At 68.4% G+C, this 10960-nt stretch carries 13 protein-coding genes and 1 pseudogene; 3 read left to right on the forward strand and 11 right to left on the reverse strand.

The window, feature by feature from the left end:
• The 8 genes from P409_RS15085 to rpiB all read right to left on the reverse strand — a co-directional run.
• A partial coding sequence (locus tag P409_RS15085; RefSeq protein ID WP_034838332.1) for a thiamine-phosphate kinase occupies positions 1–491 on the reverse strand: 491 nt, incomplete at its 3' end.
• Between the two features lie 13 nt (positions 492–504).
• The gene (nusB, locus tag P409_RS15090) at positions 505–981 is read right to left on the reverse strand and encodes a transcription antitermination factor NusB (protein WP_034838334.1); all 477 of its coding nucleotides are present in this window, start codon (positions 979–981) and stop codon (positions 505–507) included.
• Complete coding sequence (locus tag P409_RS15095) at positions 978–1466, reverse strand: 6,7-dimethyl-8-ribityllumazine synthase (RefSeq protein WP_052120671.1); 489 nt, start codon at positions 1464–1466, stop codon at positions 978–980. The genes nusB and P409_RS15095 overlap by 4 nt, the downstream gene beginning before the upstream one ends.
• Position 1467: 1 nt before the next feature.
• The gene (gene ribB, locus P409_RS15100) at positions 1468–2601 is read right to left on the reverse strand and encodes a 3,4-dihydroxy-2-butanone-4-phosphate synthase (RefSeq protein WP_034838380.1); all 1134 of its coding nucleotides are present in this window, start codon (positions 2599–2601) and stop codon (positions 1468–1470) included.
• Positions 2598–3212, reverse strand: a complete 615-nt coding sequence (locus P409_RS15105) for a riboflavin synthase (RefSeq protein ID WP_034838336.1) — start codon at positions 3210–3212, stop codon at positions 2598–2600. The genes ribB and P409_RS15105 overlap by 4 nt, the downstream gene beginning before the upstream one ends.
• 116 nt (positions 3213–3328) lie before the next feature.
• Complete coding sequence (gene nrdR / locus P409_RS15110) at positions 3329–3787, reverse strand: transcriptional regulator NrdR (protein WP_026870463.1); 459 nt, start codon at positions 3785–3787, stop codon at positions 3329–3331.
• A 109-nt stretch (positions 3788–3896) separates the two neighbouring features.
• Positions 3897–5189: a serine hydroxymethyltransferase gene (gene glyA / locus P409_RS15115; protein WP_034838342.1), complete on the reverse strand. Its 1293-nt coding sequence runs from the start codon at positions 5187–5189 to the stop codon at positions 3897–3899.
• 17 nt (positions 5190–5206) lie between these two features.
• Positions 5207–5659, reverse strand: a complete 453-nt coding sequence (rpiB, locus tag P409_RS15120) for a ribose 5-phosphate isomerase B (RefSeq protein WP_034838346.1) — start codon at positions 5657–5659, stop codon at positions 5207–5209.
• Positions 5660–5925: 266 nt separating this feature from the next.
• Here rpiB and P409_RS15125 point away from each other — a divergent pair, with 266 nt between their 5' ends.
• Together P409_RS15125 and P409_RS15130 are read left to right on the forward strand one after the other, a co-directional pair.
• On the forward strand, positions 5926–6324 hold the full coding sequence (locus P409_RS15125) for a Ros/MucR family transcriptional regulator (protein ID WP_152613391.1): 399 nt from the start codon (positions 5926–5928) through the stop codon (positions 6322–6324).
• 118 nt (positions 6325–6442) lie between these two features.
• Entirely contained in the window at positions 6443–7657 is a 1215-nt protein-coding gene (locus P409_RS15130; RefSeq protein WP_034838354.1) for an acyl-CoA dehydrogenase, read from the forward strand.
• Positions 7658–7913: 256 nt separating this feature from the next.
• On the opposite strand, the gene P409_RS15135 is transcribed toward P409_RS15130, so the two are convergent.
• Positions 7914–8387: a MarR family winged helix-turn-helix transcriptional regulator gene (locus P409_RS15135; RefSeq protein WP_034838359.1), complete on the reverse strand. Its 474-nt coding sequence runs from the start codon at positions 8385–8387 to the stop codon at positions 7914–7916.
• 338 nt (positions 8388–8725) lie between these two features.
• On the opposite strand from P409_RS15135, the gene hemB reads away from it, so the two are divergent.
• Positions 8726–9724 carry a porphobilinogen synthase gene (gene hemB / locus P409_RS15140; RefSeq protein ID WP_034838363.1) on the forward strand — a complete coding sequence of 333 codons (999 nt, stop codon included), beginning with the start codon at positions 8726–8728 and terminating at the stop codon, positions 9722–9724.
• Positions 9725–9824: 100 nt separating this feature from the next.
• Here the strand turns inward: hemB and P409_RS15145 are convergent, their stop codons facing one another.
• Complete coding sequence (locus tag P409_RS15145) at positions 9825–10673, reverse strand: alpha/beta fold hydrolase (protein WP_034838368.1); 849 nt, start codon at positions 10671–10673, stop codon at positions 9825–9827.
• A gap of 15 nt (positions 10674–10688) precedes the next feature.
• Positions 10689–10960, reverse strand: a pseudogene (locus tag P409_RS15150) (type III PLP-dependent enzyme); the annotation flags it as partial.

Consider the following 10960-nt stretch of genomic DNA (forward strand, 5'->3'; position numbering starts at 1 on the left):
CCGAGCGTGCCGCTGACATAGAGGTCGTCGCCCGGCCTGGCGCCGGAGCGGCGCAGCATCGCCCCTTTCGGCACGGTGCCGAAGGCGGTGACCGACAGCACCGCGGTGCCGGGGGTCCGCACCGAATCGCCGCCGAGCAGGCCAATGCCGTATTGCGCCTGGTCGGCCGCCAGCCCGTCGACGAAGCCCTCGATCCAGCTCTCATCCGGCTGCGTCGGCAGCGCCAGGGTCAGGGTATAGGCCAGAGGCTCGGCGCCCTTGGCCGCGAGGTCGGAGAGGTTGGAGCGCAGCAGCTTCCGTGCCACCCGCGCCGGGTCCTCGTCCGGCAGGTAGTGCACGGTCTCGACCATGGCGTCGGCGGTGACCACCAGGTCGCGGCCCTCGCCGGGGTCGAGCAGCGCCGCGTCGTCGGCCAGGCCCAGCGCGCCGGGCGTGGCCCGGGCCAGCGGCCGGAAGTAGCGGTCGATGCGCTCGAACTCGCCGAGGCCCATGGCGATTCCCGCGTCAGCCGGCGCGGGGCTCGTCCGGCCGGCGCTCGCGGGCGATGCGGTCGAGCACTGCATTCACCATCGCCGGCTCCTTGCCGCCGAAGAAAGCCCGGGTGACGTTGACATATTCCGAGATCACGATCGGCGCCGGCACATGCAGGTTGGCCAGCAGCTCCCAGGCGCCGGCCTGCATCACGCAGCGCAGCAGCAGGTCGAGCCGGGCCAGCGAGAACTGGCTGTCCAGCGCGCCGGTAACCAGGGCGTCAACCTCCTCGCTGCGCAGCCGGGTGCCGCGGACGATGTCGCCGAACAGCGGGGCGTCCGGCTCGACCATCGCCTCGCCCTCGACCTCCTCGCCGAAGCGGTGATGGACGAACTCGGCGATCACCTTGTCGAGCGGCGTGCCCGACTGCTCGAGCTGGTACAGCGCCTGGACGGCGGCGAGGCGCGCGGCGCTGCGGCGGGCCTTGGCGGAGGGCTTCTGCGTGGTCATCGGCCGGCCGTGACCTGCGCGAAATGGCGCTTCAGCTCGATCATCGCCAGCGCGGCGCGGGCGGCGCCGCCGCCCTTGTCCATCTCGGCGACCTTGGCGCGGGCCCAGGCCTGGGCCTCGGTCTCCACGGTCAGGATGCCGTTGCCGATGGCCAGGCCGTGGCGCAGGGCCAGGTCCTGCAGGCCGCGGGCACTCTCGTTGCACACCGTGTCGTAATGCGAGGTCTCGCCGCGGATGACGCATCCCAGCGCGACATAGCCGTCGAAGCGCCGGGCCGAGGTCGAGGCGATCTGCACCGCGGCCGGGATCTCCAGCGCGCCGGGAACGGCGAAGCGCTCCCAGGTGGCGCCCACCTGCTCCAGCACCGCGAGCGCGCCGCGCGCCAGCTCGTCGGTGATGTCCTCGTAGAACCGGGCCTCGACGATCATGATGTGCGGCGCCGGGCCGGTGAAGGACACGGGCCGCTGTTCGGTCTTGGCGACCATCTCAGTCCTCCTGGACGCCGGCGATGGCACGCTGTTCGACCACGGTCAGGCCGTAGCCGTCGATGCCGACGATGGTGCGGGGGTGGTTGGACAGCAGGACCAGCCGGCTGACGCCGAGGTCGAGCAGGATCTGGGCGCCGACGCCGTAGTCGCGCAGCTCGTGCCCGCTTTCCTTCGCCGGCATGCCTTCCAGCCGCCGCTGCAGCCGCTCGCTCAGGCTGTCGGGCTGCGGCTCGCGAATCAGCACCACGACGCCCCGGCCCTCGCGGCCGATCTCGGCCATCGCCGCGTGCAGCGTGCCGGCATTGCCGCCATGGACGTCGCCGAGCACGTCGTCCAGCACGTTCAGCGCGTGCATCCGCACCAGCACCGGATCGTCGCCGGAGATGTCGCCCTTCACCAGCACGACATGCTCGGCGTAGCGCGCCTTGTTGACATAGACCAGCATCCGCCAGTCGCCGCCCCAGCGGCTCTCGATCGTGGTCTCGAGCTTGCGCTCGACCAGCGATTCCTGGCAGCGGCGATAGGCGATCAGGTCGGCGATGGTGCCGATCTTGAGGTTGTGGAACTGGGCGAACTTCACCAGGTCCGGCAGCCGGGCCATGCTGCCGTCGTCGTTCATGATCTCGCAGATCACCCCGGCCGGGTACATTCCGGCCAGGCGCGAGATGTCGACCGCCGCCTCGGTGTGGCCGGTGCGCTCCAGCACGCCGCCGTCGCGCGCCACCAGCGGGAAGACGTGGCCGGGCGTGGCCAGATCGGCCGGGCCGCAGGCCGGGTCGATGGCGACCGCGACGGTGCGCGCCCGGTCGGCCGCCGAGATGCCGGTGGTCACGCCCTCGCGCGCCTCGATCGAGACGGTGAAGGCGGTCTGGTGGCGCGAGGCGTTGCTGCGCGTCATGAGCTGGAGGCCGAGCTCGTCGATCCGCTTGCGCTCCATGGCGAGGCAGATCAGGCCGCGGCCGTACCGGGCCATGAAGTTGATGGCCTCGGCATCCGCCGTCTGCGCCGGGATCACCAGGTCGCCCTCGTTCTCCCGGTCCTCATCGTCGACCAGGATGAACATGCGGCCCTGGCGCGCCTCTTCGATGATCTCCGAGATCGGCGAGAGAAGCGCCTGGTCCTCTTCGGTCAGCCGGCTGTCTTGCGATCGCGCAGCAGGCGCGCCGTGTACCGCGCCAGCATGTCGATCTCCAAGTTCACGCGGCGATCCGTGCTTAAGCTTCGAAAGGTCGTGCATGCCTGGGTGTGCGGAATGATGTTGACGCCGAAGCGGCAGGTCCCCGACGGGGTGTCGGCAACCTCGTTCACGGTCAGCGAGACGCCCTCGATCGCGATCGATCCCTTCGATGCGATGTAGTCGGCCAGCGCCGCCGGGGCCTCGACCGTGAAGCGGATGCTGTCCCCTTCCGGCCGGCGGTCGACGATGGTGCCGACGCCGTCGACATGGCCGTAGACCAGATGGCCGCCGATCTCGTCGCCGAGCTTGAGCGAGCGCTCGAGGTTAATCTCGGTGCCGACCTGCCAGTCGCCCAGCGTACTGCGCGACAGCGTCTCGGCCGAGGCCTCGACCGCGAAGCGGCCGGGCCAGGTCTCGATCACGGTCAGGCAGACGCCGTTATGGGCGACCGAGGCGCCGATCTCGATCGACGCCGTGTCGAAGGCCGTCTCGATGATGTAGCGGGTGTCGCCTCGCCGCTCGATCGCCGCGACGCGCCCCACATCGGTGATGATGCCGCTGAACATGGCGGGCACCCTATGCCGGACGCGCTGTGGTTTCCAGCGAAACCACATTGCGCGTGACGCAGCCCCTCCCTGTCAGAGGCCGTCTTGAAACTCGCGGCAGGGAACCGGACAGCTTCTCAGGGACGCTCGCCGCGCAGCTGGTCGACGAAATCGCTGAACGCGCCGGGCTCCTGGAAGTCGCGGTAGACCGACGCGTATCGGATGTAGGCGACCTTGTCGACGCCGCTCAGCGCCTTCATCACCATCTCGCCGATCGCCTTGGACGGGATCTCGCTCTCGCCCGAGCTTTCGAGCTGGCGGACCAGGGAGTTGACGATCCGCTCCAGCCGCTCGATGTCGATGTCGCGCTTGCGCAGGGCGATGCGCATCGACCGCAGCAGCTTCTCGCGATCGAAGGGCTCGCGCTGGCCGGTCGACTTGATCACCGTCAGCTCGCGCAGCTGGATCCGCTCGAAGGTGGTGAAACGGGCGCCGCAGGCCGGGCAGAAGCGCCGCCGCCGGATGGCCGAATTGTCCTCGGTGGGACGCGAGTCCTTCACCTGGGTGTCGTCGTGGCCACAGAACGGGCAGCGCATCGGTTCCCCCGGAAATGGTTCGCCCACCACGAATGGATACCATCCGTTGTGGGCGCACCACAATCTATCGCTTCATTCGGCGGGCCGTTTCCAACCCGCCTCCAGGGTGTCAGAGGCCCTGGTAGATCGGGAACTTCGCGCAGAGCGCTTCGACCTTGGCGCGGATCGCCTTCTCCACCTTCGAGTTGTCGTCAGGGTTGGCGGCCAGCCCGTCCAGCACCTCGACCGCCATCTCGCCGACCTGGCGGAACTCGGCGACGCCAAAGCCGCGCGAGGTCGCGGCCGGGCTGCCGAGGCGGACGCCGGAGGTGATGGTCGGCTTCTCCGGGTCGAACGGCACGCCGTTCTTGTTGCAGGTCATGCCGGCATGCTCGAGGCTGGCCTCGGCCGCCTTGCCGGTCAGCTTCTTCGGCCGCAGGTCGACCAGCATCAGATGGGTGTCGGTGCCGCCGGAGACGATGTCCAGCCCGCCGGCGCGGACGGTCTCGGCCAGCGCCTTGGCGTTGTCGACCACGGCCTTGGCATAGGCCTTGAACTCCGGCCGCAGCGCCTCGCCGAAGGCCACGGCCTTGGCGGCGATGACATGCATCAGCGGACCGCCCTGCAGGCCGGGGAAGACCGAGGAATTGATCTTCTTGCCGATCTCCGGGTCGTTCGACAGCACCATGCCGCCGCGCGGGCCGCGCAGGGTCTTGTGGGTGGTGGTGGTGACGATATGGGCGTGCGGCAGCGGGCTGGGGTGGACGCCGCCGGCGACAAGCCCGGCGAAATGCGCCATGTCGACCATCAGATAGGCGCCGACCGAATCCGCGATCTGGCGGAAGCGGGCGAAGTCGATGATCCGCGGATAGGCCGAGCCGCCGGCGATGATCAGCTTCGGCTTGTGCTCGGTGGCCAAGCGCTGCAGCTCGTCATAGTCGATCCGCGCATCGTCCTGGCGGACGCCGTACTGCACGGCGTTGAACCACTTGCCGGACTGGTTCGGCGCCGCGCCGTGGGTCAGGTGGCCGCCGGCCGCCAGCGACATGCCGAGCACGGTGTCGCCCGGCTGCAGCAGGGCGAAGAACACCGCCTGGTTGGCCTGGGCGCCGGAATGCGGCTGGACGTTGGCGAAGGCGCAGTCGAACAGCTTGCAGGCGCGCTCGATCGCCAGCTGCTCGACCACGTCCACATATTCGCAGCCGCCGTAGTAGCGCCGGTTCGGATAACCCTCGGCATATTTGTTGGTCAGGACCGAGCCCTGGGCCTCGAGTACGGCGCGGGAGACGATGTTCTCGCTGGCGATCAGCTCGATCTGCGTCTGCTGGCGCTTCAGCTCGTCCCGGATGCCGCGCAGCACGGCAGGGTCGGTGTCGTCCAGGCGGGCGGTGAAGAGGGAGGCGGCGGTGTCGGCGGAGCTCATGGGGCGGTCATCCTGGGTCAGGCGTTCGGCACGTCGATCTTGGCGAGGCGGTCGCCGTGGCGACCGCCTTCGTAATCGGTGGACAGGAACACGGCAAGGCAATCCCGGGCCGTCTCGAAGCCGATGATTCGGGCGCCGAGCGCCAGCACGTTGGCGTCGTTGTGCTGACGGCACAGCCGGGCGGTGGTGACATCGTGGCACAGCGCCGCACGGATCCCGCGATGGCGGTTGGCGGCGATCGAGATGCCGATGCCGGTGCCGCAGACCAGGACGCCGCGGGTCGCCCGCCCGTCCCGGATCGCCTGCGCCATGGCATGACCATAGTCGGGATAGTCGACCCGGTCCGGACCGTTGGTGCCGAGGTCGAGAACGACCAGCCCCTGCTCCTCGATCGCCGCGCGGAGCTGGTCCTTGAGGGCATATCCGGCATGGTCGGCGGCGAGGGCGACAGTCTTCGTGGCGTCGGTCATGATGGTCCGGTCGGATGGGAAGCGGGCGACCTTCGCATATTTTGCATTGGAGGGTGAGCTAGAACATGGCTCAATTGTGCGCGGTGCGCCGGCCGGCCTCGGCCGCAGTTTGCGGTTGCAGATTATAAGGTATTTTTCCCATTGCCGTTGACATGCGCGATATCAAATGCGACCTCGTTGTCGCTGTTGACGACACAAAGAAAAGGAATTGAACAATGGAGGATGAAGCAAGCACCAGCGGACGCGGCAACGACGATCTGGTCCAGATGACGACCCAGATCGTGACGTCCTATATTTCCCGTAACACGGTCCCGACCGATCAGCTCGGGAGCGTGATCCAGGCGATCCACGACGCGCTGCGGAACATCGGCTCCGCGCCGGCGGCCGCGCCGGCGCCGGTTCCGGCCAAGCCCGCGGTGCCGATCCGGCGGTCGGTCCAGCCGGACTACATCGTCTGCCTGGAGGACGGGAAGAAGCTGAAGATGCTGAAACGGCACCTGCGGACGACCTACAACCTGTCGCCGGAGGAGTACCGGACGAAGTGGGGCCTGCCGGCGGACTACCCGATGGTCGCGCCGAACTATGCGGAACAGCGCTCCGCCTTCGCCAAGAAGATCGGTCTGGGCAAGGCCCGCACCGACGCGGGCAAGGCCCGGCGCGCCTGATCACCGCCGCCTCGGGGGCCGGTACGCTGCAGCGTGAGCCATGCGGGCTTGGGCTGGCGGCGTCCCGGCCCCTGTGCTGTTATGCGCCACCGTTTCAAGACAGTTCCGGAGTTCGCCCATGACTTCCTCCGCCGCCGCCGCGGCCGCCAAGCCGGCGCAGACCGGCCGCGCCGCCTTCCATTGGGAGGATCCGCTCCTGCTCGAGGAGCTGCTGACCGAGGAGGAGCGCATGGTGCGCGACGCGGCGCGCGCCTATTGCCAGGAGAAGCTGCAGCCGCGCGTGCTCGAGGCCAACCGGCACGAGGTGTTCCACCGCGAGATCATGAACGAGATGGGCGAGCTCGGCTTCCTCGGCTCGACCATCGACGGCTATGGCTGCGCCGGCGTGAACTATGTCTGCTACGGCCTGATCGCGCGCGAGGTCGAGCGCGTCGACAGCGGCTACCGCTCCGCCATGTCGGTACAGTCGAGCCTGGTGATGCACCCGATCTACGCCTACGGCACCGAGGAGCAGCGCCAGAAGTACCTGCCCCGCCTGGCCACCGGCGAGCTGGTCGGCTGCTTCGGCCTGACCGAGCCCGATGCCGGCTCCGACCCCGGCTCGATGAAGACCCGGGCGCGCAGCGTCGCCGGCGGCTACAGCCTGTCCGGCGCCAAGATGTGGATCACCAACGCGCCGATCGCGGACGTCTTCGTGGTCTGGGCCAAGGATGACAGCGGCGAGATCCGCGGCTTCATCCTGGAGCGCGGCATGAAGGGCCTGTCCTCGCCGAAGATCGAGGGCAAGTTCTCGCTGCGCGCCTCGACCACCGGCGAGATCGTGATGGACGAGGTGTTCGTTCCGGAAGCGAACCTGCTGCCCAACGTCAAGGGGCTGAAGGGCCCGTTCGGCTGCCTGAACAACGCCCGTTACGGCATCGCCTGGGGCGCCATCGGCGCGGCCGAGTTCTGCTGGCACACCGCCCGGCAATACACGCTGGACCGCAAGATGTTCGGCCGCCCCCTCGCCGCCACCCAGCTGATCCAGAAGAAGCTGGCCGACATGCAGACCGAGATCACCCTCGGCCTGATCTCGGCGCATCGCCTGGGCCAGCTCAAGGACGAGGGCAAGGCGGCGCCGGAGGCGATCAGCCTGATGAAGCGCAACAACTGCGGCAAGTCGCTGGACATCGCCCGGCAGGCCCGCGACATGCTCGGCGGCAACGGCATCGCCGATGAGTTCCAGGTCATCCGCCACGTGATGAACCTGGAGGCGGTCAACACCTATGAGGGCACGCATGACGTGCACGCCCTGATCCTGGGCCGGGCGCAGACCGGCCTCGCGGCGTTCTGATACCAACGCTCGGAAATAAGGAGATTTGTCATACCGGGCGCGGCGCAGCACGCAGTGATGCGCTGCAGACCCGGGATCTCTTCGAGCCCCTACCGAGATCCCGTGTCTGCGCAGCAGCGCTTCGCGCCGCAGCGCGCACGGGATGACAGATCAATCTCTTCGTCCCTGAGTGCGAGCCCTTCCAGCATCCGCCGGACAAACGAAAAGGGCGCGCCCGTCGAGGGACGCGCCCTTTTTTCGTGCCGGTGGGGCGGCGTCAGGCCGCGCTGGCCGGCTGGTCGGTGCTGTAGGCGAGATTGCCGGACCAGAAGCCCTCGAGCCGCCGCAGCGTGCCGTTCAGCGTCTCGACGTCGCCGACCCGCAGCCCCGTCCCTTCCAGCGAATCCGCCTGGCGGTTGAACATGGTCTCGAGCTTGGAGCGCAGCGCCTGGCCCTTGCTGGTCAGACGGACCCGGGTAGAACGCCGGTCATGTTGCGACCGCTCCTGCGCCAAGTAACCGTTCTCGACCATCTTCTTGACGTTGTATGAGACGTTCGAGCCCAGATAGTAGCCACGGGCGGTCAACTCGCCGATGGTCAACTCGTCCATGCCGATATTGTACAGAATCAGGCTCTGCACATTGTTGATGTCCTGGACGCCAAAACGGTCCAACTCCACCTTCACCACATCCAGAAAGCAGCGATGGAGCCGCTCAATGAGCGCGGTCATGCGGTAATAGGGATGATGCATTCAGACCTCCGACCCACTGGCGCTTTGTACTATCTAGACCGTCGTTCTACCACCGGCAAAGCCACTTTAGACAAAATCATCCAAAACGAAAGTGTTGTGAGCAGCACAGGAGTTCACTGCAATTTGCACCGCATTCAGGACGAATTCGCGCTAGATCGATGCTTTCGGTTGCGACAAAGGACATTTTTGATCGCATCGCCGGTCTTTATCAACCCTCTCCACGCAAGCGCCGTTCCCCTTACGGGGGCAGCGATCCGTGGCGGGCCGCCGCACCATGTTGTTTCCGGCCGGGGCTCCGTCCTAGAGTGCGCCCGCCATCCTCGTCGTTGAGTGTCACGATGTCCCGCCTGCCCTTCCCCGGTGCCTACCCGACCACCCGGATGCGACGCCTGCGCACCGACGGCTGGATCCGCGAGCTGGTGGCGGAGCATCGCCTGAGCGCGTCCGACCTGATCTGGCCGATCTTCGTGGTCGAGGGCGACCGCCGGCAGCCGGTCGAATCGTTGCCGGGGGTCGAGCGGCACGACCTGGCCAGCGCCGTGGAGGCCTGCCGCCGCGCCCGCGACCTGGGCATCCCGGCCGTGGCGATCTTCCCGATGATCGACCGCGCCCTGCGCAGCGAGGACGGGGCCGAGGCCTGCCGGGCCGGCAACCTGGTGTGCCGCGCCGTGTCCGCGATCAAGGCGGCGGTGCCGGATTTGGGCATCGTCGTCGACGTCGCCCTCGACCCTTTCACCAGCCACGGCCATGACGGCGTCATCCGCGACGGCCGGATCCTGAACGACGAGACGATCGAGATCCTGGTGCGCCAAGCCGTGGTCCAGGCCGAGGCCGGGGCCGACATCGTGGCGCCGTCGGACATGATGGACGGCCGCATCGGCGCGATCCGCGCCGGGCTGGACGGCGCCGGCCGGCAGGACGTCAAGATCATGGCCTATTCGGCGAAATACGCCTCGGCCTTCTACGGCCCGTTCCGCGATGCGGTGGGGTCGACCGGCGTGCTGGTCGGCGACAAGAAGACCTACCAGATGGATTTCGGCAACAGCGACGAGGCGATGCGCGAGGTCGAGTTGGACCTGCGCGAGGGCGCCGACATGGTGATGGTCAAGCCCGGCCTGCCCTATCTCGACATCATCCGCCGGGTGCGCGACGGCTTCGGCGTGCCGGTTCTCGCCTATCAGGTCAGCGGCGAATACGCGATGATGAAGGCCGCGGCGCAGAATGGCTGGCTGAACTACGACAAGGCGCTGATCGAGGTGCTGACGGCGTTCAGGCGCGCCGGCACCGCGGGTGTCCTGACCTACGGCGCCGTCGACGCGGCGACGCTGCTGGGCTGATGTCCGCGACTGCGAGGCATTGATCCTGGCAATGGCAATGACCATGCCTGATTAGAACAAAAACAGAACATTTGGTCAAGCGGAACCGTGCCGCCCCGCCTCAAGCCGCCGCCAGCCAATCGCGGATCGGGCCGGTCTGGTCGCCCGCCATCAGCGCCGGGGCGTGGCCGCAGCCGGGGATGGTCAGCAACGTGGTGTCCGGTCGCGCCGCCATCCGCGCGGCCGTCTCCGCGGACAGCAGGTCCGACTCCGCGCCGCGGATCACCAGCACCGGGCAGCGGATCTGGTCCCAGACCATCCACAGGTCGACATCCGCCGGCGGGCCGGCGAAGGCGGCGGCGATGCCGGGGTCGTAGGCCAGGCCCAGCGTTCCGTCCGCCCGCCGCCGGGCGCTGTGCTCGGCCAGGTGCCGCCACTGCCCGTCGGTCAGCTTCCCGAAGGGGGCGTGCACCCGCCGCAGATAGGCTTCCAGCGCGCCGAGATCGGCGAAGACCGGATCCTGCCCGACATAGGACCCGATTCTCATCAATGCCGCCTGCGGGATGAACGGCCCGACATCGTTCAGCACCAGCCGGCGGATCGGCGTGTTCGGCTGGGCCGCCAGCATCATGCCGATCAGCCCGCCCATCGAGGTGCCGACCCAGTCGACCTCCGCCACGTCGAGCCGGGCGATCAGCGCCGCCGCGTCGCCGAGATACTGCGGATAGCCGTACAGCGCCGGGTTGGCGAGCCAGCCGCTGCGGCCGCGCCCGACAACGTCGGGGCAGACCACCATGCGGCCGGACCAGGCAAGCTCGGCCGCCAGCGTGTCGAAGTCGCGGCCGTTGCGGGTCAGCCCGTGCACGCACAGCACCGGCGGGCGCGACCGGTCCGAGCCCCAGGACACATAGGCCAGGCGGTGGAAGCCGCCCAGGCCGAGCCCGAGGAACTGATGCTCGACTGCTTCCATCCTGGGGATCCTTGTTCAGGCCGCCTGCGCGGCAGCCGGGCGCAGCGCGCCGTCCTCGACCGCGACGAAGCGCCGGGCCTCGAAGCCGTTGAAGCGGGTCTGCAGCACGTTGGAATAGGCGCCGATCTGGCCGAACTCGATCCAGTCGCCCTCGCGCACATCCTCCGGCAGCGGCGAGGTGCCGGGCAGGCTGTCATAGCTGTCGCAGGTCGGGCCGAACAGGGCGAAGCTGGCCGGCTTGCCGCCGGCGCCGCCCGGCCGCAGCAGGCGCACCGGATAGACGGTGC

Origin of the sequence: Inquilinus limosus MP06 (genome assembly GCF_000767795.1) — a bacterium.
Taxonomy (GTDB): Bacteria; Pseudomonadota; Alphaproteobacteria; order DSM-16000; family Inquilinaceae; genus Inquilinus; species Inquilinus limosus_E.